Genomic DNA, 24,826 nt, shown 5'->3' on the forward strand with positions numbered 1-24,826 from the left:
AAGACTGAGGTATGTATGGACTATGTAAAAATATCGCGGGCCCTGCTGCCGCTGCTGGGTGGCAAAGAGAACATCGCCAGCGCGGCTCACTGTGCGACCCGGCTGCGGCTGGTGCTGGCAGATGATGAGAAAGCGGACACCACTGCGATTGGCCGGATTGAAGGCGTTAAAGGCTGCTTCCGCAATGCGGGACAGCTTCAGGTTATCTTCGGTACCGGGGTAGTGAACAAGGTCTACGCCGCCTTTATCGCCGAGGCGGGTATCAGCGAATCGAGCAAGTCTGAGGCCGCTGATATTGCAGCGCGTAAGCTTAATCCTTTCCAGCGCATTGCCCGCCTGCTGTCGAATATCTTTGTGCCGATCATTCCGGCGATTGTGGCATCAGGTCTGCTGATGGGCCTGCTGGGGATGGTCAAAACCTACGGCTGGGTCAATCCGGAAAATGCGCTCTATATCATGCTGGATATGTGCAGCTCGGCGGCCTTCATCATCCTGCCGATCCTGATTGGCTTTACTGCAGCCCGCGAGTTTGGCGGTAACCCGTTTCTGGGCGCGACCCTGGGCGGCATTCTGACACACCCGGCGCTGACCAATGCCTGGGGCGTCGCAGCCGGTTTCCACACTATGAACTTCTTCGGCATTGAAGTGGCGATGATTGGCTATCAGGGCACGGTATTCCCGGTGCTGCTGGCGGTGTGGTTTATGAGTATGCTGGAAAAGCAGCTGCGTCGGGTCATCCCGGATGCGCTTGATCTGATCCTGACGCCGTTCCTGACGGTGATTATCTCCGGTTTCATTGCGCTCCTGATTATCGGACCCGCGGGTCGTATGTTGGGTGATGGCATCTCATTTGTCCTCAGCACACTGATTGCGCATGCCGGCTGGCTGGCAGGACTGGTATTTGGCGGGCTCTATTCGGTGATTGTCATCACCGGCGTCCATCACAGCTTCCATGCGATTGAAGCGGGGCTGCTGGGTAATCCTTCGATTGGCGTGAACTTCCTGTTGCCAATCTGGGCAATGGCGAACGTGGCGCAGGGCGGTGCCTGTCTGGCTGTGTGGTTCAAAACCCGCGATGCGAAGATCAAAGCGATTTCGCTGCCCTCCGCGTTTTCAGCGCTGCTGGGGATCACCGAGGCGGCCATTTTTGGTATTAACCTGCGGTTTATGAAACCCTTTATCGCCGGATTAGTCGGTGGCGCGCTGGGTGGCGCCTGGGTCGTCTCAGTACACGTCTATATGACTGCGGTCGGGCTGACCGGTCTGCCGGGCATGGCGATTGTGCAGGCGGGCTCTCTGCTCAATTATGTAATTGGCATGGCAATCGCGTTCACAACCGCGTTTGTGATCTCTTATCTGCTCAAATACAAAACGGATTCAGAATAATGGCCTCATCAACACGTCTTGCCGCCATTCTGCAGGCGGTGATGCAAGGTATGCCAAAGGCGCTCAGCGACAGCCACTACCCCGGCTGGCATCTGGCGCCGGTAACCGGGCTGCTTAACGATCCCAACGGCTTCATCCATTTCGACGGTCACTATCATCTCTTCTACCAGTGGAACGCGCTGGGCTGTGCGCATCAGCATAAATGCTGGGGACACTGGCGCTCAGCCGATCTGCTGCACTGGGAGCATCAGCCCATCGCCCTGATGCCGGATGAGGAATATGACCGCAGCGGCTGCTACTCCGGCAGCGCGGTAGACGATAACGGGGTGCTGACGCTGATCTACACCGGCAATGTAAAGTTCGATGATGGCTCGCGGACTGCGTGGCAGTGCCTGGCGCAGCAGAACAGCGCGGGCGGTTTTGACAAACTCGGCCCGGTCATCGGCGTGCCGGAGGGCTACACCGGCCACGTTCGCGATCCCAAAGTGTGGCGTCACGAAGATCACTGGTACATGGTACTGGCCGCGCAGAATAGCCAACTGCAGGGCAGGGTACTGCTGTTGCGTTCTGAGACGCTGCGGGAGTGGGAGAACCTCGGCGAGATTGCGGGCAGTGAGCGGGGCGGTCTGGACGCCGCAGGCTACATGTGGGAGTGCCCGGATATGTTCACGCTTGGCGACAGCACATATCTGATCTGCTGTCCGCAGGGCGTCGCGCCCGAAGAGAAGCGTTATCTGAACAGTCACGCCTGCGCCTGGCTGAGTGGCTCACTGGATTATCAGCAGCCCGCCTATCAGCACGGCCCGCTGAACGAAATGGATGCCGGGTTTGAATTTTATGCGCCGCAGACCACGCTGACCGCGGATGGCCGGCGTCTGCTGGTGGGCTGGATGGGGACGCCGGACGGTGAAGAGATGGCCCAGCCAACCGTCGCACAGGGCTGGATCCATCAGATGACTTGCGTGCGTGAACTCAGCTCACGCAACGGCCGGCTCTTTCAGCAGCCAATTGCGGAACTGCAGGCGTTGCGGGAGGGAGAGCAACACTATAAGGGTCGGGCCGATGATGCACCGCCGATCGGCGCGCAGCGGCTGGAGCTGGAGTTAGAGCTGGAAAGTCAGGGCGACATCGAACTCAACTTTGCCGATACGCTGATCCTGACGTGGCAGCAGAATGAACTGCGGCTGGCCCGTCGTAGCCTGGTGACGGGAAAATGGACATACCGCTACTGGTCCGGCGCAGCCCGCCGGTTGCAGATCCTGTGTGACCACTCCAGCGTTGAGATCTTCATCAACGAGGGGAAAGGGGTGATGAGCAGCCGCTATTTTCCGGACCAGCCGGCGCTGCTGACTCTGCGCGGGTACGCAGAAGTGCAGGCCCGCTACTGGTCGTTACGTCGCTGCATGGTAGAATAAGCGCTTGTTTCATTAACCGATGCCTTGCCGTGAGAAAAACAAAACGCGTTACCATCAGTGACATCGCCGGGCTGGCTGGGGTTTCAAAAGCCACTGCCAGCCTGGTGCTCAACGGCCGTGGTGAAGAGTTACGGGTCGCGAAGGAGACGCGTGAGCGGGTTCTGACACTGGCCCGCGAACACCATTATCAGCCCAGCATCCACGCCCGGATGCTGCATGACGCCCGCAGTCATACGCTGGGGCTGGTGGTGCCGGAAATCACCAACCACGGTTTTGCGGCCTTTTCTCATGCGCTGGAAAATCTCTGTCGCGCAGCTGGTCTGCAGCTGCTGATCTCCTGCACCGACGAAAATGCCGGTCAGGAGATGGCCGTGGTCAACAACCTGGTGGCGCGTCAGGTTGACGGGCTGATTGTCGCCTCCAGTATGCTGAGCGACAGCGACTACGTCAGCCTCAGCGAACAGCTGCCGGTGCTGCTGTTTGACCGCCACATGAACAACACGACGCTGCCGTGGGTCATCACTGACTCAGTGACGCCGACTGCTGAGCTGGTTGAAAAGCTGGCTCGCGCCTGTCCGGAGGAGATTTACTTTATGGGCGGACAGTCCGAACTCTCCCCGACCCAGGATCGTCTGGCGGGATTCAGAGAGGGACTGACGCGGGCGGGCGTGACGCTGCAGCCGGAGTGGATTATTCAGGGTGATTACCATCCTGGCAGTGGCTATGAGATGTTTGCCGCGCTCTGTGATCGGCTGGGGCGTCCACCTAAAGCGATGTTTACCGCCGCCTGCGGCCTGCTGGAAGGGGTGCTGCGCTACATGAGCGAGCATAACCTGCTGACCAGTGACATCCGTATCGCCAGTTTCGATGACCACTATCTCTATGACTCCCTCTCCATTCCGATCGACACAGTAGAGCAGAATGTTCCGGCACTCGCGCAGGCCTGTTTCTCGATGCTGACCACGATGATTGCGGGAGAGGATCCGGTCAACAGCCAGCTCATCCTGCCAGCCACGCTGCGGCTTCGCGGCTAATCGCCGGGCGCTTCTGACCCGGCAATCGTTACCTCACCACTCAACCGGCAGGGCGCTGACGCCGCGCAGATTGGCCCTGTGATTGCGGCGAACGCCAGCAGTCACGGGCTGCATCTCTGGCAATCTTGTCAGCAAGACTTCTAACGCCATCTCCATTTCCGCCAGCGCCAGCCGGTAGCCCATGCAGTGATGGATCCCGCCGCCGAATGCCAGACAGCGTCCCTCATGCCGCCGGATATTCACCCGCTCCGGCGAGGTAAAGACCAGCGGATCGTGATTGGCTGCACCCAGACTCAGAAAGAAGCGGGTTCCGGGCGGGATGAGCTGACCGGCGACCTCAAGCTCTTCCAGAGTGGTGCGGTTGAGCAACTGCACCGAACTGTCGTAACGCAGACACTCCTCTATGGCATTGGGTATCAGTGCATGATTCTGCTTCAGACACGCCAGTTCCTGGGGATGGTCATGCAGAGCCAGAAGGGTGTTGCAGAGCATATTTGACGTAGTTTCATGACCGGTTATAAACAGCAGTATCACATTGGCGATGATCTCATCGTGGCTTAGCCGGTCGCCATCACTGCCGCTGCGCAGAAAAAGCGACACCAGATCACTGGCGTTGCTCTCACGGCGGGAGACAATCAGTGCGCTGAAATAACTTTCCAGCACGGCAAACGCGTCAGCGGCTTCCAGCAGATCCGCCTGGCTGATTTGCGGGTCAAAAACGTTGACCAGCGCGGAGGTAAGACGGCCCAGTTCAGGTGCATCCGACTCCGGGACATCCAGCATCCTGCAGATGATGCGCACCGGTAGCGGAAAAGCGAAAGCCTGAGCCAGATCGCAGGTGCGGCGGTCTGCCACCTTATCCACCAGTTCATGAGCGACCGTCAGCGCCATCTCCCTGAGGGGTTTAATCTCCCTGGCGCTGAACGCCTTCATGACCAGCGCTCTTAACCGGTTATGATCCGGCGCGTTGAGCACCAGAAACATTCTGCTGATCCCCTGAAACAGCGGCATATCGGCGGCGTCATCACCAAATCTCAGCCTGACACTTTCCATGTAATTCTTACCGACCCGCCGATCGTTCAGCAGGGCATCCACCACTGCGTGACTGCCGCTGATGATGATCTTATCTCCGGCAGGGATCAGCGGTCCCTGCCTATGGAGTTTCCGATAAAGCGGAAAGGGATTGTCAGCGTAGTCGGGATTCATGAGTTCATGAAGCTGCATAGCTTACTCCGCTGCCTGAGTATTAATGCAAACGCTGAATGCGGGAAAGGGCAGCGAAAAGGCTGTTTTTATCACTTTCACTGAGGTGGGGAGCGGTGAGTTGTGACATCAGAAACGCTTTGTCCTCCTGCGAGAAGGTGCCGGTCATCAGGCGCTGGCTGATTGCCGTCAGGAGCTGGGTATCCAGCTGCTCTATCTGCTTGCGGGTCTCGGCAAGATCCGTGACCGGAAGGCCACTGTCCGGTGCTGAGAGCCAGTCAGCCCGATAGCGATACTGAATCGCTTTGCTGGCATTCATCAGCGCGTGAACAAACGGCTCCACGGAGTGCGGCTCAAGCCCGGCCTGCTGAGCGTTCTGCAGCATATGATCCAGCACCACCTGCTCGCGCGGCAGATCTTCGATGGGCAGATGATGCAGTGCTTTATAACCCGCTACGGCTTTCATCACCTGCATACGTTCGTTTAATGCGGAGGAGAGTGATCCAAGAGAAACCGATGAAACCGAACCTGCAAAAACGTTACTGCACATAAAAAGTGAAGAGAAAAAAATTGCCACAAAGTGAGTCATTTGCCTGCTCCGTTGAAAAAAACTGGCACTAATTTAGGCATGAAAATGTCACTGTGTGTGATTATTTTGTTTTCAAAATGTGAACAGGCGTCGGTGTCTGCTGAATCCCCGCAGATAACTCATTTAAAGGCGTTTTTTCATTTTAAATTCATGAAAACTTCATATGCGAATGAAATTATGGCCGGTTGCATCAGGCTCAGTATGACGGTGACTGACATGTAAGCTGATTTTCCGCGTCCGGAATATAAGAGGGTTTTTTGGCAGGATAAAAGGGCGGTCAGGCAGGGCGGCAGCGCCGCCCGAATGGGTTTATGTGCTGTCAGGGAACGAATACGGCACGAACGCAGCCATCTTCTTTGTGCTTGAACATCTCATAGCCCCGTGGGGCTTCTTCCAGCGGGAAGCGATGCGTTGCCATAAAAGCCGGATTCAGTTCGTTTCTGGCAACATGTTCCAGCAGACGATGCATATAACGTTGCCCATGCTGCTGGGCGGTACGAATGGTCAGGCTCTTGTTGATCAGCAGTCCCAGCGGGAACTTATCCATCACACCATACACCCCGAGAATGGCGATGTTACCGCCTTTACGGCAGCTATAGAGTGCCTGACGCAACGCCGCGCCGACATCTGTTTCAAGATGCAGCATCTGTTTCGTCTTGTCATAGACCTGACTTAACCCTTCGCCACGCGCCTCCATACCGACCGCATCAATACAGCTGTCCGGGCCGCGCCCGCCGGTTAATTCCAGCAGCGCTTCGTTAACATCGACTTTGGTGTAATCCAGCGTCAGGCTGCCCGCAAAGTCGCGTGCCATAGCCAGTCGTTCAGGATAGCGATCAATACCGATCACCTGATGTGCCCCCATGAGCCACGCGCTTTGCTGCGCCATCAGGCCGACGCCGCCACAGCCCCAGACCACCACCGTGTCACCCGGATGAATATTACAGAAATCGGCCCCCATATAGCCGGTTGGGGCCGCATCGGAGAGAAACAGCGCCTGCTCATCGGTGACGCCTTCAGGCACCACGAAACAATCATTGTCGGCAAAAGGCACACGAACATATTCAGCGTGTGAGCCGGCATACCCGCCAAATGCGTGGCTGTAAGCGTAAATGCCACCTGTCGCATGGCCCAGCACCGTTTCGCCTTTCTCCCACTGCGGGTGAGTATTGTCACAGCAGGAAGGCAACTGATGCTGGCAATACCAGCAGGAGCCACAGGAGATAAAGGAGGGCACCACCACCCGATCGCCGCGCCGGATATTTTTTACCGCGCTGCCGACTTCCACCACCTCGCCCATGAATTCATGACCCAGGATGTCGCCCTCCCGCATACTCGGGATAAGGCCGTCAATCACGTGCAGATCGGAGCCGCAGGTGGTGGTAAGGCTGACGCGAATGATCGCGTCGTGGGGATTGATCAGGCCGGGATCGGCCACGGTTTCAACGCTTAAATCGTTAACACCATTCCAGCAGAGTGCGCGCATTTACACCTCCTTATCCTGACGTTCGCTATGGCGGCCCGCAGGCTGCCCCTGCAGCGTTGGGATTTCACCGGTCTCAGCCAGACTTTTAAAGCGATGTAACGCTTTGCTGGCCACCTCTTTCGGCAGCAGATCAAACAACGTCGTCACCTTTTTTCCCAGCGCGCCACCGGGCGGGGTGAAGTGCAGCGTCAGCGCCAGTTCAGTGCCCCAGTCACCCGGCGCCGGGCGCATCCGCAGCTCACCTTCATTGGGGATGTCAGCACCGTCAAGGGAGCGCCAGGCGATAATTTCGCCCGGCTGTGCTTCAATAATGCGGGTCTCCCAGCGGTAGTGCTTACCCAGCGGCCCCTGAATCTGCCAGTGCGCATCGCTTTTGTTAATCGGCGTTACGCTGGCGAAGTGGCTCATGATGCGCGGCAGCGTATCGGGATCCAGCCACAGTGCAAAAAGATCCGTGGCGGGCAGACCGACAGTAATCCAGCGTCGCAGGGTGAGGGTATGATCACCCGTGGTGGTCTCTGATAGAGTTGTCAAAACTTCCTCCGATAGTTTTTTCAGTGGAACGAAACTCACTGACGTTGAGTTAAGGACAGCTGGTGGGATTTTGCGAGCGAAGCCGCGCCATTCAAGTCATGTCAGCGATGCGGAAAAAGTTTTACGATGCGTGTCGGGTCGTCCGCACAGGATGAGGCCCTGCCTGACAGCGTTCAGGTATAATAGACGCCGCCAGTGTGGGCGTTTTTAGCAGCAAAAAGAGGGTGATATGTCGGTATCTCAGGCTTCTGCCGGTGGTAAAAGCGTCGCGGAATGGGTTGAGAGTCTGGAAAAACAGGCGGCAAACCGATCGGATGCGAACTGGCACAGAGGGCTAAAAAACAGCACCAAAATCGCCCTGGAAAAAATTAACGGTGCGTTTGATGCAAAATGGATCAGCGCAGAAGAGAGTCTGAATCTGAAACAGCGCGTTTACAGCGTACAGGACAAGTTGATTGAGCTGGCCTTGTGGTGATGTTAAATGACGACAAGGTCTGGGGCTAAATCGGCAGGCGTAAAAAACTGATATTTCAGCACGCAGTGACGCCCGGCATTTTGCGCACTTCGCAGCGAAGGGGTATTACCGGGCAGAATGGTGCCGGTCAGCAACGCCTTCTCACCATAGTGATGATTAAGCTGCTGCAGTAAACGCTGCTGAGCGCGCGCAGCGAGCCCACGGCCCTGATAAGCGGGCATAATCACTTCATCCATGATCTGAAACCCCTCAATAAAGGTCAGTCGCCGGGGAACGCAAATCATCAATCCAGCCACCATGTCCTGCCAGACAATCAAAAGAACATGTCCCCCGGCGATATCCTCCCGCAATTCCTGTTTGCTGGTTGCCATCAGCTGATCGCGCAGATGCGGCAGCGTGTGCCAGCTGGCGCGATAGGCGTGATTAATCGCCTGAAGACAGGCGGGAAAATCTCTCCGTCCAGCCTTTACCAGTGAAATGTCTTCGTCGGGGGGCAGGGCGTGTTTAGCCGAATCGCTGATGAATATCAGTTGATCGTTTAAGCCGATGTCGGGATGGCTTGCGGGCAACAGGATGCGCAGCTTTAAAGGTTTCAGCGGCTGCCACGCCTGCATGATGGCGCTGGCAACCGCATAATCGATGGGTCCATCGCGGGCAACAATCTCAATAAAAGGCTGGGCAGGATCGCCCCCCAGATAACGTGGCCCGGTAAGATAACGCTGGCCATTAACCGTCAGTTCGCGCTGCAAAAAGGTGTGCTGGGGCAGACCGGTTTCACGCCAGGGAAAGTTGGCGGAGAAATGATGATCGTGACATCGGGTCTGCTGCTGCGCCAGCCAGCTGGCAAGCCAGTCGCTGAGACAGTCAGATGAGACAGGAACAGTACGGTAGAGCGACACCATATAATCCAGCATAAGATTCCTTATTGCCCGCCGTCAGTAATCTCCTGCCTCTCTCCGCGTTCTGTCAGCACCGTTGCCGGATTGCAGATGAGGCTGCAAAGAGTGTAAACGATGTGCTCTGTTTATGACCATCTCAACCTGTCAGCCAGTGCTATTCCTTCCCTGCTGCATGAGAGCCGCGCGGGCTTAAAGGGATAAAGATGTATTCTGCCTGGGCCGGCTCAGAAACAGATGGTCAAATTAATTGATGGAATAAGAAGAAGTTGCCCAAAATAATAAATGAGAAATACGAAACTTAATTTTTACGTAAATATTACGGAATCAGATAATCGGCAGGCAATAAATGGATTATGCTAAAGAGGATGTTCAATAATTATAAAATGTCCGATCTTTTTAACACCCGGGGGTTACATGGTTCATATTGATTTATGCACCAAAGAGGGCGTGATGAAAGCTTATGCTTTTCAGACGCCTATGCAGGCAATGACCCTGCTCGAAAAAATTAAAGATGATGAATTTCAGTGGTTTAATCTGGAGTGGGAAGGGCATCGTTATGCCTGCCCGCATCATTTTATTAAAAGACTCAGCAGCCGTTCTTATATTAAAGCGTTCTGGCGTTAAAGCAGTTTAAATGATTATGCATATTCATTATTGCCTGTTACTGACGCTAATTTAATTAAACTGTCCGACGCGATTTTTAGTGGTAATGATAAACGGGGCAGAGCCTGCCCCGTTATTTCCAGCGTGCGGAAAGCGTACTCATCGCGGGCGGTGATAATAATAGTGAGTTCTCCGCGCTTATCCTGGCTCATTCAGTCTCATTACTGCCCCTTAATCATTTACGGCTGATGTTTGTCATGGCTCTGTGAACGCTAAAACCTGCTTTATGTAACGCCCTGCGATTTTGTGCTGCGGTGGGCAATACGCGGGGATCCACTATAAAGTCCCGTCTGTTCCCCCCTTGACCCGAAACGTCAACTGTTACACTCAGATGACACTTAATCCGGATCCTGACCGCAATGCTCCATCAAAAAATGCGCCTTCGTTCGCTGCTGACTTTACTCTCCATCGGGGGCGTCATTCTGACCTCCGGTCTTCTGCTGAGCGCGCTGCTGTTGTTTCAGAAGGCCAATATCGAAGACAGCCTGCTTGAGGGGAACATTGCCTATGCCCGGAAGCTGGCTGACACCACCGACCGTTACCTGGCGACTGCGCAACGTGAACTGGCCTGGAGTGCCTCGCAGATCCGGGATCTGAGCAATACTCAACGGCTCGAAGGAGAGGCCGAACGTCTGCGAATGCAGTCGGGCTTTTTCAACTCGGTGGTGGTGGTGAATCATGATGCCATCATTGCGGCAATCTCACCTGATAGCCTGAACCTGATTGGCGTGAAGCTGCACTCAGCTGCCAGCCTGCAGGCGATTGCGACCCAGAAGCCCTTTATCTCCGCGCCCTTTACCTCTGCCGCCGGTAACTATGTGGTGTTTTTATCTCAGCCGCTGTTCAGCGAACAGGGCCATTACCTGGGCTACATTGGGGGCACCATCTACCTCAAAAAACAGAGCATGCTAAGTGAGATCCTGAGCCAGCATTTTTACACTAAAGGCTCGACGGTCAGCGTGGTCAGCAATGAAGGGCTGATAATATTCAGTCACGACCCGGCGCTGGTCGGCACAAAGATGCTGCTGAGCCTGGCACTTCAGAAGCGGCTAGCCACCACGGAAAGCGGGCACTTCACGCTGGAGAATGACGGACAAAATTACCTCACCGGTTATGGCACGCTGCACAAGACCGGCTGGAACGTGTTTATTACCGGCACCTCTGAAACGGTCAGGCATATTCTGATGCGCACGGCGGAAAGCGCCATCTGGTTCGTTCTGGGCATTATCATCGTGACAGCGGGCGTGATTGCTTTTATGGCGGGGCGAATCGCCTCTCCACTGGAAAAGCTGGCGGACAGGGTGCGCGATGGCGGCAGCGAAGCGCAGGCAGAATCGCTCGCCACGGTTAAAACCTGGTATTACGAGGCTGACAGGCTCAAAGAAGCGGTGCAGGAGCATCGCCATGCGGTAGCAGGCCATATGGCTGCGCTGAACGATGAGGCGATGACCGATCCGCTGACCGGGCTTTGCAACCGACGCGGATTTTCGGCGCTGGCGACGCAGTCAGACAGCGACCAGGCACAGTGCGTCATCGCCATTGATATTGACCATTTCAAGAAGATAAACGACTGGTACGGGCATGACGCGGGTGACGCGGTGCTGGTGAGTCTGGCGGCGTTACTGCGCCAGCTCTGCCGCACCGGCGATATTGTCAGCCGGTTTGGAGGCGAGGAGTTTATTCTGCTGCTGCCGCACACCTCGCTGGTGGATGCCGCCCACACTGCGGAACGCATTCGTGAGACCGTCAGCACAACCACCTTCCCGTTTGCGGGTACGATGACGATATCCGCCGGGGTGGCTTCACGGGGTGAACAGGCTGGCGATCGCGAGGCTCTGCTTCGGCGTGCCGATGAGGCGCTCTACGAGGCAAAAGCGGCCGGACGTAATACGGTGATGATTGCCGGGCCAGACGGCTTCAGCGCATTTGAGCCGGACAGGTAAGATTTCAGGCTGGTGTGGGCTGTTCAGTACTTACTGCGTAATCGCCAGCCCAGCCACTCATCCAGCGCCGTTTCCGCCAGCGGCCTGGAGTAGAAAAAGCCCTGCGCCTGATCGCAGCCGAATTCGGTCAGTACTTTCACCGTTTCCTCATTCTCCACGCCTTCAGCCAGCACCATATAATCGAGATCTTTGAGCATCGCAATAATACTGCGGGCGATGACGCGCGACGCGGTATCAGACGAAATCTCGCTGATCAGTGACCGGTCCAGCTTGATGACATCCAGCGGCATGCGCCGCAGATAGCTGATATTGCTGTAGCCGGTGCCAAAGTCATCGAGTGAAATACCGAATCCACGCAGTTTCAGCATCTCAAGCCCCTGCATCGCGGTCGGGCTTTCCAGAATCCGTTCCGTCTCCAGACATTCCACGCCCAGTAGCGAAACCGGCAGCTTCGCCCTGATCATCCGCTCTTCCAGTTCGTCGGCAAAACCGTCGCGGGAAAAATCGCTGCTGCTGACGTTAATGGTAATCGGCAGCTGAATATAGCTGTTGCGAAGCCGGGAGAGCCGCGCGATGGCGTGCTCTGTGACCCAGGTTGTCAGCTCGCTGAGCAGTTCAGTTTGACCTGCGAAAGGTAAAAACTGTGCCGGTGACAGCTCACCGCGCACCGGGTGCTGCCAGCGGATCAGCGCCTCCAGTCCAATCGGCTTGCCGCTGTGCAGGCAGATTTTAGGCTGATAGGCGAGCCACAATCCCTTGTCCTGGCGGAGTGCCGTGGCCAGGTCATGCATCAGGGTGAAGTCCTGCGTATGGCGGCTATCGGTGGCCTCACTGAAGGGCATTGAGGCTACGTCACGGGTAATGGCCTCATGCAGCGCGCTGACTGCACGCCGCAGGATCTCCTGAGCGGGCATCTCCCCGGTGTTGAAGCTCGCTTCACCGGTATGCGTCGTCAGGGCGACCGACAGCCCATCGCCGATATCCGCGCTGATTCCCGCCAGCTTCGTTGCTACCCAGTTGGCTGTGAGTCTGCTCTCCTGACGTGTCAGCAGGGCAAAGCGCCCGGTTGCCACGGTATAGAGCATCTCCCCCGGCGCAGGACGCAGGCGCAGCGGCAGTAATGTCGCGACATCTTTCAGCAGGCTTTCAACCGGCCCCATGCCCATTGAGCGCGCAAGCTCATAAGCGCGCGGCATATCGATACAGTCAATCAGCACCAGGCGCCGTGGCGTGGTGTCACCGGAGGCGGCAAGAAACTGCAGGTCGCGAATCAGACGCTGACGATTTGGCAGGCCGGTTACCGGGTCGGCAAAACCGGCCGAGTACCAGGCCTCAAGAAATGACATCACCAGGGCCGCCAGCATTTTGAGCATCGCCACCTGATCGCCACCAAAGCGATGAGGCGCGGTGTCGGTCACGCACAGCGTTCCCAGTATCAGACCGGTGCTGCTTTTCAGCGGCACACCAGCATAGAAGCGGATAAACGGCGCGCCGGTAATCAGCGGATGGGCAGCAAAGCGGATATCCAGCAGCGTGTCGGGCACGACTACGGCGCTGTCCGTGTCAACGACGTGCCGGCAGAGCGAGTCCTGTCGGGAGGACTGAGTAAGCGTGAAATTATGCGCAGCCTTAACATGCTGCATCTCATCATCCAGTACGGAGATAAAGCTGCCGGGAATACCCAGAGCCTGGCTGGCGAGCCGGACGAACTGGCGCAACACCTCATCGCGACTTTCGTCGTTATTGCGCAGCGCGTGCAGGGTTCGCGTACGGCTATCATCGCCGTCGCTAAGGCTCATAAGCATGGATTCCTCCGCACCGGCTGGTTACGGAGCGAAATTAAACAGAAATGTTAAAGGATATGGCGTCATCACTACAGGCTATTTCTGAAAAAAGATATAGCCATGACGTTTTTATTTTTTATTGCGCCGCACGTCGCCGCTGGTCAGAATAGCAAATTATTTTTCTTTAACGAAATATTTTCGTAATGACGATTCTATTATTTTGTCGTTAAAAACTATTAATTTCTTAAATATCCTGCCAGTATATAAAGCATAAACATAGTGTGCGATATAATAACGCATTAAAGTAGATGACATAACTTATTTTTGCTTTCTTTTTTTAACTACACCAATGACAACATCGGGGAAAACCTCATGAATTCACTCAGGCATTTCACTATCCGCCGCGTTGTGCTGTGGATGATGATCATCTCACTGGGCGTCGTTGCGCTGGCTGGCGGCTACAGCAGCCAGATCGTGCGCGACATCTTTCGTCAAACCGATCGCTCAGAGGCGCTTACGCAGCAGCTGAGCTTTCTGGCGCGCAGCGCTATCGTCATGCAGAGCGGGTCGCCAGCAGATATTAAGGCTCTCGTCGCTGTAACCCCTGCCGATGCTGACTGGGACAGCTTCCGTGCCGCACTCACCACCACGCCAGCAGAGTACACAGCTGTGGCCCGCGCGCAGCTGGATAAGCTGAACCAGCAGCTGGCTGAGAATCAGGCACCCCTGAAAGCTGATCGGCATCGGCTGGAAAACGTATTGCTGGCAGCACTGATTGCGGCCGTGGCGTTGCTGCTGTTCTGCGACCGCTATCTGGTTGTCCACCTGGTGCGTCCGGTAGGTAAAATTCGCGGTCATCTAAAAATTATTGCTGATGGCGATCTGACGCGTGAGCCGGAAGACCTGGGGCGCAACTGTGTCGGGCAACTGGTGCCGCTGGTTAAAGAGATGCAGCACAGTCTCCTGCAGACAGTCAGCGCTATCCGCGATAACGCCGCCATTTTGCATCGTGAAGCGGGTGATATCGCCACGGGTAACGCCGATCTTTCCGACCGGACATCGACACAGGCCGCTGCGCTGGAGCAGACCGCAGCCAGCATGGAGGAGATCACCGTCACCGTGCGCCACAATGCACAGAATGCCCGTGAAGCGCGTGAACTGGCCGCCACCACCACAAATACCACGCATCAGGGCGTTGAACTGGTGCAGACAGTGGCAGCAGCCATCACCAGCATCGCGCAGGGATCGGAAAAAATCCGGCAGTTTACCGCCACCATTAATGGCATCGCGTTTCAGACCAATATTCTGGCGCTGAACGCCGCCGTAGAGGCCGCCCGTGCGGGCGAGCAGGGCCGCGGCTTCGCGGTGGTCGCCAGTGAGGTTCGTTCACTGGCGCAGCGTAGTGCAGCTGCCTCTAAAGAGATTGAAGAGCTGATTGCCGATACCGTGAGCCGCGTCGATGATGGCCGACGGGCTGCGGAAAGTGCAGGAACCACCATGGCAGCCGTGCTGCGCGGTGTTGATGGCGTCAATGAACTGATTGGGCAGATTGCGCTGGCTTCAGATGAGCAGAGCAAAGGTATCGCCCAGGTCACCGTCGCCGTGGCTGAACTTGACCGCGTGACGCAACAGAATGCGACGCTGGTTCAGCATGTGTCAGCGACGGCGAGCAGTCTCAGCGGCCAGACCGAAACGCTTGGCAGCGTGATCACCCGCTTTACCCTGCCGAATCATGCTGTTGCTGGGATGAATTAACGCGTTATGCCGACGAATAAAGTCGGCCGGGAAAATTCCGGTCAGGTATAACCTGGCCGGATATTTTTTATCTGTAAATAATCGCTGTCCGGCCCGGAATAAAAATTCATTATTATTCTTTATTTAAAGATTAAATGAATGTGTCACTGTTTTTGAGACTGTGATTGATGGTGATCATCATCTGGTCATTATCATCATTTAAGAATGGCGATGATTATTTTCAGTAGTGCAATAATTAACCGGTCAGTTAATTAAATATAATTACAGTTAATTTCTAAGGTTTTACTGATGCCTTACGCTTTCCTGACGGTTTCGGAATGCTGGCCTGTTAAAACTTAACTCAAATTTATGTTTTGGCCGCAGGCGTATTCATTCACCCGGCCTTCACACCGGGGCACCGTATGCGGAGCGTTTCATATGACAAATCAGATTTTACAGCGGCCTGTGGCCGTACAGCACAACGTGCGTGAACTGCGCGTTGCTGCCGGTCTCTCTCAGGAGATTGCAGCAGAACGTTTTGACCTGAGCCAGCGCGTCTGGCAGACCAAAGAGGCATCGAAAAATCCCGCGCTGCTCAGCCAGGGCGAGTATGAACTGCTGCTGCTGCTGGCCGGAGAGCATCCCAATTTTGAACTGGTGCCGAAGCTGAAAAAGTAAGGCTGGCAGCCGCTATTTTCCTGAAGTTAAGTCATGCCAGGCCGATATACAGAGACAAGCGAAGCGCATTGATGGCTCGTCTGATAAGCCCTGGCCAGATGATTCTGGCGTGGTCCGCCCTAAGCCGCTGATCCGCCGCAACCTCTCTGCCAGGCCAATTTTATTAACTGGCGCTTCATTGTCTGCGGTGCCAGCTTCATCGGGCTCAGCGCGGCAACCCGTTGCTGCAGAGTTCACTGACGGGCCTTTCTTCCGGCAGCGGGTCGGCAGCAAATTCTGCATGTCCTGTCTGATTGAACGTGTCCTCTTTACGCTGTGTCATGCCGGCCACAGCAGATTATATCTGAGGGGAGTTACGCTGAAACGTCCAGTTTATCATGATGCCGAGGCGGCTCGTCTCGACGCACTCAGGCAGTATAACCTGATGGATTCACCGCCAACTGATGCGCTGGATCGTCTCACCACGCTTGCTGCGCGACTGTTTAAAGTGCCGGTTGCTTTTGTGTCACTTATCGACGAGAAGCGGCAGTTCTTTGCCTCCCGCTACGGTCTGAATATCTCAGGTACTTCGCGCAACGTCGCCTTCTGCCACCATACGCTGGCGAAGGGCGATATCCTCTGCGTGCCTGATACCCTGAAAGATCCGCGTTTTCGTGACAGTCCGCTGGTTCATGGTTACCCCTTTATCCGCTTTTACGCGGGGATTCCGCTTTCAACGCCGGATGGCCATCATATTGGCACGGTCTGCCTGACTGACAGCCACCCGCGTGAGCCGCTGACGGCAGAGGATCGAAAGCATCTGACCGACATTGCCGCGCTGGTGATGGATCGCATGGAGATGCACCGTCTGGAGTTACTGCGCTACACCAGCCAGCAGCGGCTTGAGGCGATCTCATCTACTTCACCTGACGCTATTGTCTGCACCGACCTGCGGCGCGGCATCACCTTCTGGAATCCGGCCGCCACGGCGCTGTTCGGCTACACAGCAGAGGAGATGAGAGGTCAGTACGTCAGCGAGCTGATTCCGGCGCGCTGCCAGACTGACTACCGCATTGAACTGGCCCGGATTACCTCTGACGAGGCGGCGATCTCACATCCCCGCTCACTGCAGATATGGGGAGTGACGCGTGACGGTCGTGAGTTCCCGGCAGAAGTCTCTTTTTCAGGCTGGCGCGAAGAGGGTGAGCGGCTGGTGGGCATGATCATCCGTGATGTCACGGCCCGCTATGAAAGTGAGGCGCGTCTCTCTGAGCTGGCCTCAATGGATATGCTGACCCGCCTTGCCAGCCGTAGCGCCTTTATGGAGCAGGTCGGACAGCTGACCACGGCGGGCGTGCCCTATACCTTACTGATGACCGATCTCGATGGTTTCAAAGAGGTGAACGATACGCTGGGCCATGCCGCCGGGGATGCGCTGCTGTGTCACGTGGCTGAACAGATTCGCGCAGTGTGCGCCGGTGCTGTGACGGCCGCGCGGCTGGGCGGTGATGAGTTTGTGATTCTGTTAGCAGGCGGCAGCGCAGAAGCGGTAATCACAGCAGAAAAACTGATTGCGGCCGTTCAGACGCCGTTTCGTTATCACGACTCGCCAGTGGTGGTCGGCGCCAGTACCGGCATCGCCTCTTACCCGGAACATGGGCGCGATCCCTCTGCGGTGATGTCGGCCGCTGACCTGGCGCTTTATCGTGCCAAAGCGTCAGGCAAAGGCCGCAGTATCCTGTTTATGCCCGCGTTTCGTGAAGCGGAACAGCAGCGCCGCCGCTTTGAGCGAGAACTTGAAACGGCGGTGCGCCAGCAGCAGTTCACACTTTACTATCAGCCCCGCTTCGACGTTGAGAGCGGAAAGCTCACTGGATGCGAGACGCTGGTGCGCTGGCAGCATCCGACACGCGGTCTGCTGTTACCCGCCGAATTTATCGGCATGCTGGTTAAGAGCCCACTTTCTGTGACGCTGGGGGAGTGGATCATTCGCAGTGCTCTGGCGCAGGTCCGGCAATGGCAGGTTCGCGCACCTCATCTTCGTGTCAGCATCAATCTGTTTCCGCGCCAGCTTTCAGGTAACAGTCTGGAAGCGGTGATACGTGAGAGTGCTGGCGGCGACGCCGGTTTTGTTGAGCTGGAAGTGGATGAGCCACTGCTGGCTGTGCTGGTGCAGGATATGCCGGTTCAGGTTGAAGCGGTGCGCCGGACCGGAGCCTCGTTCATTATCGATCATTACGGGCGCACGCTCGGGTCCATTAACCTGCTGAGATATAGCTTTGTGGCGGGCTTTAAAATTGATAAGTCGCTGACGCACGAGCTAGGTTCCAGTATGCGGGTGCGGATGATGTTCCGGGCCATTACCGCGCTCGGCAAAAGTCTGGGTATCCGGGTGGCCGCTGAAGGAGTGGAAGACAAAGAGCAGATCGCGTTTGTCACTACCGCCGGGTGCGACATCATGCAGGGCAACGGCCTGTGCCGGCCAATGACGCCCGCGGATTTTGAGGCAATGTTGTGTGGGGAAGAGCAATACCCGTCTGCCGTCGCCAGCGGTCACGATGTCACGCCACACTGATCGATGTGACCGCGGCAGGCGAAGAGCGGGATGATTGAGACCTGCTCTTCGCCTGTCAGGTCAGCGTGCAGGCCGATATTCCTGCTTCAGCAGGCCGAAGATCCAGTCATCCTGCCACTGACCATCAAGAAAAAAGTTCTGCCGCAACGTTCCTTCCTGAATAAAGCCAGCAGCAAGCAGTGTCCGCCGTGAAGCAGTATTGCCTGCTGTCACTGTGGCGGTCAGCTTGCGGTAATCCAGCTGCTCAAAGCAGAACGCGATGATGGCCTGCAGCGACTCGCGACCATAACCTTTGCCCTGAGCATGGGCGGCCAGAATAAACCCAAACTCCGCGATGCCCTCACCGCGATCGATAAATCCGCAGAAACCAGCCGGTAAACCCGATGTTTTTTCCCCGACCACCAGACACAGCCAGTGTTTGCAGCCTGCGTACCAGGCGGGCAGGCGGACATCAAATGAGTGAGTTCTGATCTCCTCTGCACTGCGTGGATCGCTGATGTACTTCATTACCGATCGGTCCTGACTGACCGCCAGATAGAAAGCCCAGTCTTCCTCGCACAGCGGACGATAAGTCAGGCGTGGCGAGGTGACCTGCGGTGGTACTACGTGCGGTAAATCATCAGTGGACATTGTGCAACTCCCTGCGTTTTAAATCGGTAAGGCGATGGCGCAAAAATAGCACAGAGTTTCTGACGGGTGGGATGCGCTTCCGCGACTCTGTGAGTCATCTTCCCACTTCGTTGCTACGCTTTTAGCCACATGACTGAAAACTGACCCTGATGAGAGTAATTCCCAATGGATCTCAAAACGTTCGAAGCAGAGGCGTGGGCGGCACTGGATGACGCTGCCGCCGATCCGCAGGCCGGATTCCGTTATCTGACGCTTTGTACTGTGGATGCGGAACTACGCCCGCAGGCGCGGACTGTGGTATTGCGCCAGTGTGCTGACGACCACAGGACGCTGACCTTTCATACCGATGTACGCAGTCCGAAGTGGCAGGAGATGGCCGTGAACCCGCAGGTCACCGTGCTCGGATATTGCCATCAGCGCCGCCTGCAACTGCGGATGCCGGGACGGGCTGAGTGTTATGCGGCGGGAACGGAGGTCGCACGGGCAGCCTGGCGTGCGTTACCGCAGCACACGCGGCAGACTTACACCGGCGGACCCCCAGGCGAAGCACGGCTAGCGGCTGATGAGATGCCTGATGCGTCAGCAGCGGAAGCGGGAGAATCCCGCTTTGGTGTAGTCATCGTGCGGGTCAGCATGCTGGACGCGTATCAGCTTCAGCGAAACGATAATCAGCGCGCCCTGTTTCGCTACGCCTCCGAAGGTGAGTTGCAGGCAAGCGAGTGGCTCAACCCCTGATCACCGATGCACTGATTGACCCTACCTGGCTAATTCCTTTTCGCGCATGCGACAAAACAGATTTCACTGTTTACCGCTGCGCTTGCCATTTTTAATCTGCCGTGTCGCTTAGGCGAAATTAGCGCCATTTTATCTTCATATGTCAGCGTTTTTCTGCCTTTTGCTATCTTTTGTGATTGTTTGTGCCAGGCTTTAACCAACCGAAAAGCAGTGACTTATGCTTAAGGTCAGGAAAAGCACAATTGATCGCTCTGTATCACAGGCAGGTTAACTATGAACAATCAACCTCCTGAAAAACCAGGGTCAGAGGGTAGCGAGCAGGTGATAAGCCTGGCGGAGGAAACCGTTGATATCGCTAAACAGCGGGTCATCGACGGTCATGTCAGGGTTACCCGACAGGTCACCGAGCATCAGCAGAAAATTGCACTGATGCTCCGGCATCAGACAGCGGAAATCGATCGCATTCCTAAGTCGGAGCGGCTGGCTGAAATGCCGGACATCCGTGAAGAAAACGGCGTGCTGATCATTCCGATCGTCGAAGAGGAAATCGAGATTGTTCGTCACCTGGTGCTGAAAGAGGAGTGGCATATCCGCAAGGTTGTCAGCGAGGAAGCCACAGAACAGGTTGTCTCCCTGCGCAAACAGCACGCTCATCTTACCCGTATACCCTATCCAGAGCCGTCCGAATCCATCACCGAGGAACACATCATGGCGCGTGAAACAATCGTAACAATGTTCAGCAATCTCTCACTGGCAGAAGGTGCAAAGCGTAACCTGATTAAGGCCGGGTTCCTGGATGATGACATTGATATCATCTCCGGTGATCGCCTGCGTACCGAAGGTCACGAAGCCCGTCACCCTGGCTTCTGGCAGCGCCTGTTTGGTAATACGCTGGAAGAGGATCAGGCTGAAGTTTATGAAGACGCGATGCGTACCGGCGGTGTGGTGCTGTCGCTGCGGGCCGATGAAGATGAGTTACCGCGCGCACTGGGCATTCTGGATGCGCATGAAGAGCTGACTGAGCGCAGCGCGGCCTTACCTGATGATTATGCGCCAGGTTACGCGACCAGTGATGGCCTGACGGCGCCTGCCAGTGGAACGCTTTCAGAGAGTGAAGCGGTCGATCCGCTTCAACCTCATCGCGGCGTTGCCCGCACCGCGCTGACGGGCGATGAGAGTGACGAAGATGTGCTGCGTCTGGCCGAAGAGCGACTGGAAGTGGGTAAACGTCTGGTCAGCGAAGGGTCTACCCGCGTCCGCCGCTACACTGTCACCGATCAGGTGTCAGAAAATGTCTCGCTGCATGAGCAGCATGCCGAAATCTTCCGTCGTCCGGTCAGTGAAACGGGCTCACCGGCTAATGTCGACTGGTCTGAGAAAACCGTCGAAGTTGAAGAGACGCATGAGCAGCCGGTGGTCAATAAGACCGCGCAGATCATTGAAGAAGTGGTGCTGCGCAAAGAGGCCAGCGATCGGGTTGAAACCATCAATGATTCGGTACGCCGTCAGGAAGTGGATATTGACCATGCCAGTGCCGATCATGCCGGTTCAGAGCCGGTGACCGGCAATCGTACCGCGACCGATCCGCTGATTGAAAGCACGCGTCAGGCCCGCGCTGAACATGACACACGTCCGTTAACGCCAGGCAGCGAGCCGGCGCACAAAGAGGGTTTCGTGGAGAAAGCCGGGGATAAGATCGCGGAAGCAACAGAGAAGGTCGAAGACAAGTTTAAAAAGCCGTAATGCTGTCACGGTGATTGTCACATCTCATGCCTGAAAACCCGTCTCTGACGGGTTTTTCTCGTTAAGGGTACGTTTTGAATTAAATCCCCGTCGCCGCACATCCTTTAAGCTTTGTTCATCCGGAATGGCCATCATTCCTTCGAACGCCGCAGGGTTTTAAGGACCGGTTCAGACCGGCAGATTTTCTGAGTAAAATCGGGTGGTATTTGATATTAAGGGAAATCAGCCTGATCACTGCCGTGGCTTACAGGTTTCAGGCGGTCTGCATTAAAATTTGCAGGTACGCACGCCGAATACGACAAAATAAATCCGCTCGCATCACTTATAGGCTCAGCCCAATCCGAAAGGATAAGCACCCCTTGACTGAAACCCGCCCTGTGCGGGTTTTCTATTTCATGCGGTTCGTTATTGAATCCTGTTCCAGCCAGATCTGTGACGGCATAAACCACAACGCCCCAGACCGGCAAGTCCTGAATCAGCCGCCCCGCGTTGTGAACACCGCGATCCCTGACTACCCTTGCTGTTGTTTCTATCCCCAAACGGGCCGGATAGCCCGAACGCCGGGTGAGATCTGCAATTTTAAGTCATTCACGGCAGACGATCCTGCATCTGCCGTGCATTATTAAACAGGGTAATCATGCCAGAACAACGCAAGGCCGATCATTACCGCGCTGATGAGCACATCGACCCTTATGTCTCGGTACAGGGTGCAAGAACACATAATCTCAAAGACGTTTCGCTGCGGTTTCCCCGCAATGCCATGGTGGTGTTCACCGGGGTTTCTGGCTCCGGTAAGTCGTCACTGGCCTTTGATACCCTCTATGCGGAAGCTCAGCGCCGGTTTATCGAGTCGGTATCGCCCCATGCCCGCCGCTTAATCGATCAGGCCGCTGCGCCGGATGTGGATAACATTGACGGGCTTCCGCCTGCGGTGGCGCTTCAGCAGAGCCGGGCTGGCGCGCAGGAGCGTTCCACCGTGGGCAGCCTTACCCGCATCTCTGTCACACTGCGCCTGCTGTTCTCCCGTGCAGGCGTAAGACCTGACGGTGTTCCCTTTATGACTGCCGATTATTTCTCGCCTAATAATCCTGAAGGGGCCTGTCCGCATTGCCAGGGACTGGGAAGAGTTCACACCGTCAAAACCGAGTCGATGGTGCCGGATGTCTCACTGAGCATCCGGCAGGGCGCTATCGCTTCATGGCCCAGAGGCTGGCATAACAAAAACCTTCGCAGCATCCTTGAGACGCTGGGCTACGATGTCGATGCGCCCTGGCATACGCTTTCAGCTCGTGACCAGCAGTGGATCCTGCTGACTGACGAACAGCCCTCGGTGCCGATTTTTGCTGGTCTGAACGCAGAGCAGCGTGAAAAAGCGCTGGCGGCAGGCGAAGAGCCCGCGTATACCGGCACATACACCAGTGCAGCAAAAATCGTATTGCAGAGTTACTCGGGTGGCAGTGAGACAACAAAGAAACGGCTGGCGCGTTTTGTGACGGTCACGCCCTGTTCCGAATGCCACGGTAAACGGCTTAACCGTAACGCGCTGTCCGTGACCTTTGCCGGTCATGACATTGCCAGTCTGAGTGAGCTGTCGGTCGCTGAGCTTGCGGAACTGCTGAAGCCTTATGCGGCGGGCACCTCACCGGACCTGCCTGGTGAGGCGGCATTGCGTGAGGCAGTGATCCGGATGGCGTCGGATATTGCGATGCGGCTTGATCAGCTGGAAACGCTGGGTCTGGGGCATCTGGCACCCGGTCGGCGCACCACCATGCTCTCATCCGGCGAGCTGCAGCGCGTGCGTCTGGCAACTCAGCTGATTTCACGGCTGTTTGGCGTGCTTTATGTGCTGGATGAGCCTTCAGCTGGCCTGCATCCTGACGATGTCAAAGCGCTGCTGGCGTCCCTGAAAAATCTGGTGCGTGCAGGTAATTCGCTGGTGGTGGTTGAGCATAACCTCGATCTCATCGCCGAGGCAGACTGGCTCATCGAGGTTGGCCCCGGTCCGGGAACGCATGGCGGTGATATTGTCTATAACGGCGAACCAGCAGGACTCGAAGACGTCAGTGCATCACCGACCTCGGCCTATCTCTTTTCCCGCCACTACACCGGACTGCGTCAGCGTCGACCTGCCGAGAGCTGGCTCCGCTTTGAACAGGTCTGTTGCAACAATATTGCCGGAATGGATATCGCCATCCCGCTGGGGAGAATGACGGCAGTTACTGGCGTGTCCGGCTCGGGTAAATCGACACTTCTGAATCGCGTGCTTCCGGAAATGCTCGGACGGTTTGACAAAACGCCGGATATCGAGGAGGCCGACGAAGAGGATCTGGTGCCGGACGTTAAGGGGCAGGTTGTCAGCGGAAGTGACGCCATCGGCCGCCTGGTCAGAATCGACCAGCGTCCTATCGGGCGCACGCCACGCTCAAATCTGGCGACTTACACCGGATTTTTCGACATCGTCCGCAGACTGTTTGCCGACACCCCCGCCGCGAAGGCTAAAGGATTCAGCGCCAGCCGGTTCTCATTCAACCTGCCTGCGGGACGCTGTCCCGCCTGTGAAGGGCAGGGACAGATTTCGATTGAGCTGCTCTTCATGCCCAGCGCCACGGCAACCTGCTCGGTCTGCGCGGGCAGTCGTTATAACCCCGAGACGCTGGAGGTGAAGTGGAATAACCTGACCATAGCGGACGTGCTTAATCTCACCGTGGACGACGCTACTGAGGTGTTTCAGGGGTATGACGGGATCCAGCGGTCGCTGTCGGCCCTGACGTCGCTGGGGCTGGGATACCTGACGCTGGGTCAGCCCGCCACTGAGCTGTCCGGTGGAGAGTGTCAGCGCATCAAGCTCGCCTGGGAACTGCAGCGCGTCCAGCGGACGTCCACGCTCTATCTGCTTGATGAACCGTCGACAGGCCTGCACCCGTCTGACATGGATAAGCTGCTGATTGTGCTGGATGAACTCGTGAAACGCGGTCACACCGTGGTCATGGCGGAACACACTATGCGCATTGTGGCAGAGGCGGACTGGGTAATTGATCTGGGTCCCGGTTCGGGGCTGAAAGGCGGAAGGATTGTCTCATCCGGTTCACCGGAAGCAGTGAGCACCTCCGCAGAGAGTCTGACCGCACCCTGGCTTTCCGCGCAGCTGAAAAAGAGGGCGGGCGATCCGGCGTAAGCGGATTACACGGGATAACGATGCCGCTGAAACGGCCGCATCAGGGCTCAGAAGTCAGCTTCTGAGCCCGTCAAATCTTAACCTCGAAGATTATCACTGCTGGCAATGTTTAATCCGCCACACCCTGGCGGCCTGATAGCGGAATATCGGTAAGATAATGCCATCA

20 protein-coding genes and 1 pseudogene are annotated in these 24,826 nt (G+C 56.2%); 13 read left to right on the plus strand and 8 right to left on the minus strand.

What is annotated here, in order from left to right; all coding sequences use genetic code 11:
* Positions 1 to 15 precede the first annotated feature (15 nt).
* Genes PU624_RS03555 through PU624_RS03565 form a run of 3 tightly spaced genes read left to right on the plus strand, consistent with a single transcriptional unit; the run spans position 16 to position 3,835 of the window.
* Entirely contained in the window at positions 16 to 1,386 is a 1,371-nt protein-coding gene (locus tag PU624_RS03555) for a sucrose-specific PTS transporter subunit IIBC (RefSeq protein WP_283545179.1), read from the plus strand.
* The gene (locus PU624_RS03560; RefSeq protein WP_283545180.1) at positions 1,386 to 2,801 is read left to right on the plus strand and encodes a sucrose-6-phosphate hydrolase; all 1,416 of its coding nucleotides are present in this window, start codon (positions 1,386 to 1,388) and stop codon (positions 2,799 to 2,801) included. The genes PU624_RS03555 and PU624_RS03560 overlap by 1 nt, the downstream gene beginning before the upstream one ends.
* A 29-nt stretch (positions 2,802 to 2,830) precedes the next feature.
* On the plus strand, positions 2,831 to 3,835 hold the full coding sequence (locus PU624_RS03565; RefSeq protein ID WP_283545181.1) for a substrate-binding domain-containing protein: 1,005 nt from the start codon (positions 2,831 to 2,833) through the stop codon (positions 3,833 to 3,835).
* A gap of 33 nt (positions 3,836 to 3,868) precedes the next feature.
* On the opposite strand, the gene PU624_RS03570 is transcribed toward PU624_RS03565, so the two are convergent.
* The 4 genes from PU624_RS03570 to PU624_RS03585 all read right to left on the minus strand — a co-directional run bounded on the left by PU624_RS03570 (position 3,869) and on the right by PU624_RS03585 (position 7,647).
* Positions 3,869 to 5,059 (minus strand): cytochrome P450, encoded by a 1,191-nt coding sequence (locus PU624_RS03570; protein WP_283545182.1) that lies wholly within the window; start codon positions 5,057 to 5,059, stop codon positions 3,869 to 3,871.
* A 22-nt stretch (positions 5,060 to 5,081) separates the two neighbouring features.
* Positions 5,082 to 5,627 carry a chorismate mutase gene (locus tag PU624_RS03575; RefSeq protein WP_283545183.1) on the minus strand — a complete coding sequence of 182 codons (546 nt, stop codon included), beginning with the start codon at positions 5,625 to 5,627 and terminating at the stop codon, positions 5,082 to 5,084.
* A gap of 319 nt (positions 5,628 to 5,946) precedes the next feature.
* On the minus strand, positions 5,947 to 7,113 hold the full coding sequence (locus tag PU624_RS03580; RefSeq protein WP_283545184.1) for a zinc-dependent alcohol dehydrogenase: 1,167 nt from the start codon (positions 7,111 to 7,113) through the stop codon (positions 5,947 to 5,949).
* Positions 7,114 to 7,647 carry an SRPBCC family protein gene (locus tag PU624_RS03585; RefSeq protein WP_283545185.1) on the minus strand — a complete coding sequence of 178 codons (534 nt, stop codon included), beginning with the start codon at positions 7,645 to 7,647 and terminating at the stop codon, positions 7,114 to 7,116.
* A 229-nt stretch (positions 7,648 to 7,876) separates the two neighbouring features.
* Between PU624_RS03585 and PU624_RS03590 the strand changes: the two genes are divergently transcribed.
* The gene (locus tag PU624_RS03590; RefSeq protein ID WP_283545186.1) at positions 7,877 to 8,122 is read left to right on the plus strand and encodes a hypothetical protein; all 246 of its coding nucleotides are present in this window, start codon (positions 7,877 to 7,879) and stop codon (positions 8,120 to 8,122) included.
* 2 nt (positions 8,123 to 8,124) lie between these two features.
* Here PU624_RS03590 and PU624_RS03595 read toward each other — a convergent pair whose 3' ends face one another.
* Complete coding sequence (locus tag PU624_RS03595) at positions 8,125 to 9,036, minus strand: GNAT family N-acetyltransferase (RefSeq protein WP_283545187.1); 912 nt, start codon at positions 9,034 to 9,036, stop codon at positions 8,125 to 8,127.
* Positions 9,037 to 9,435: 399 nt separating this feature from the next.
* On the opposite strand from PU624_RS03595, the gene PU624_RS03600 reads away from it, so the two are divergent.
* Positions 9,436 to 9,645 carry a hypothetical protein gene (locus tag PU624_RS03600; protein ID WP_283545188.1) on the plus strand — a complete coding sequence of 70 codons (210 nt, stop codon included), beginning with the start codon at positions 9,436 to 9,438 and terminating at the stop codon, positions 9,643 to 9,645.
* Between the two features lie 14 nt (positions 9,646 to 9,659).
* Here the strand turns inward: PU624_RS03600 and PU624_RS03605 are convergent, their stop codons facing one another.
* Complete coding sequence (locus PU624_RS03605) at positions 9,660 to 9,836, minus strand: hypothetical protein (protein ID WP_283545189.1); 177 nt, start codon at positions 9,834 to 9,836, stop codon at positions 9,660 to 9,662.
* Positions 9,837 to 10,043: 207 nt separating this feature from the next.
* Between PU624_RS03605 and PU624_RS03610 the strand changes: the two genes are divergently transcribed.
* Complete coding sequence (locus tag PU624_RS03610) at positions 10,044 to 11,627, plus strand: sensor domain-containing diguanylate cyclase (RefSeq protein WP_283545190.1); 1,584 nt, start codon at positions 10,044 to 10,046, stop codon at positions 11,625 to 11,627.
* 23 nt (positions 11,628 to 11,650) lie between these two features.
* Here PU624_RS03610 and PU624_RS03615 read toward each other — a convergent pair whose 3' ends face one another.
* Positions 11,651 to 13,432 carry a GGDEF and EAL domain-containing protein gene (locus PU624_RS03615; protein ID WP_283545191.1) on the minus strand — a complete coding sequence of 594 codons (1,782 nt, stop codon included), beginning with the start codon at positions 13,430 to 13,432 and terminating at the stop codon, positions 11,651 to 11,653.
* Positions 13,433 to 13,783: 351 nt separating this feature from the next.
* Between PU624_RS03615 and PU624_RS03620 the strand changes: the two genes are divergently transcribed.
* From PU624_RS03620 to PU624_RS03630, 3 genes are all read left to right on the plus strand, one after another.
* Positions 13,784 to 15,166, plus strand: coding sequence for a methyl-accepting chemotaxis protein (locus PU624_RS03620; protein WP_283545192.1), 1,383 nt, complete (start codon positions 13,784 to 13,786; stop codon positions 15,164 to 15,166).
* A 417-nt stretch (positions 15,167 to 15,583) separates the two neighbouring features.
* Complete coding sequence (locus PU624_RS03625) at positions 15,584 to 15,823, plus strand: transcriptional regulator (RefSeq protein ID WP_283545193.1); 240 nt, start codon at positions 15,584 to 15,586, stop codon at positions 15,821 to 15,823.
* A gap of 424 nt (positions 15,824 to 16,247) precedes the next feature.
* Complete coding sequence (locus PU624_RS03630) at positions 16,248 to 18,377, plus strand: sensor domain-containing phosphodiesterase (protein WP_283545194.1); 2,130 nt, start codon at positions 16,248 to 16,250, stop codon at positions 18,375 to 18,377.
* A 60-nt stretch (positions 18,378 to 18,437) separates the two neighbouring features.
* Here the strand turns inward: PU624_RS03630 and PU624_RS03635 are convergent, their stop codons facing one another.
* A complete protein-coding gene (locus tag PU624_RS03635) occupies positions 18,438 to 19,007 on the minus strand; it encodes a GNAT family N-acetyltransferase (protein ID WP_283545195.1) in 570 nt (189 codons plus the stop codon).
* A gap of 165 nt (positions 19,008 to 19,172) precedes the next feature.
* Here PU624_RS03635 and PU624_RS03640 point away from each other — a divergent pair, with 165 nt between their 5' ends.
* The 4 genes and pseudogenes from PU624_RS03640 to PU624_RS03650 all read left to right on the plus strand — a co-directional run bounded on the left by PU624_RS03640 (position 19,173) and on the right by PU624_RS03650 (position 24,660).
* Positions 19,173 to 19,742: a pyridoxamine 5'-phosphate oxidase family protein gene (locus PU624_RS03640; protein ID WP_283545196.1), complete on the plus strand. Its 570-nt coding sequence runs from the start codon at positions 19,173 to 19,175 to the stop codon at positions 19,740 to 19,742.
* A gap of 273 nt (positions 19,743 to 20,015) precedes the next feature.
* The gene (locus PU624_RS03645; protein ID WP_283545197.1) at positions 20,016 to 21,485 is read left to right on the plus strand and encodes a DUF2382 domain-containing protein; all 1,470 of its coding nucleotides are present in this window, start codon (positions 20,016 to 20,018) and stop codon (positions 21,483 to 21,485) included.
* Between the two features lie 83 nt (positions 21,486 to 21,568).
* Positions 21,569 to 21,848: pseudogene (locus PU624_RS22275) on the plus strand (type II toxin-antitoxin system HigB family toxin).
* 274 nt (positions 21,849 to 22,122) lie between these two features.
* Complete coding sequence (locus tag PU624_RS03650; protein WP_283545198.1) at positions 22,123 to 24,660, plus strand: excinuclease ABC subunit UvrA; 2,538 nt, start codon at positions 22,123 to 22,125, stop codon at positions 24,658 to 24,660.
* Positions 24,661 to 24,826 lie beyond the last annotated feature (166 nt).

Origin of the sequence: Pantoea sp. Lij88, from assembly GCF_030062155.1 — a bacterium.
Lineage (GTDB): Bacteria > Pseudomonadota > Gammaproteobacteria > Enterobacterales > Enterobacteriaceae > Pantoea.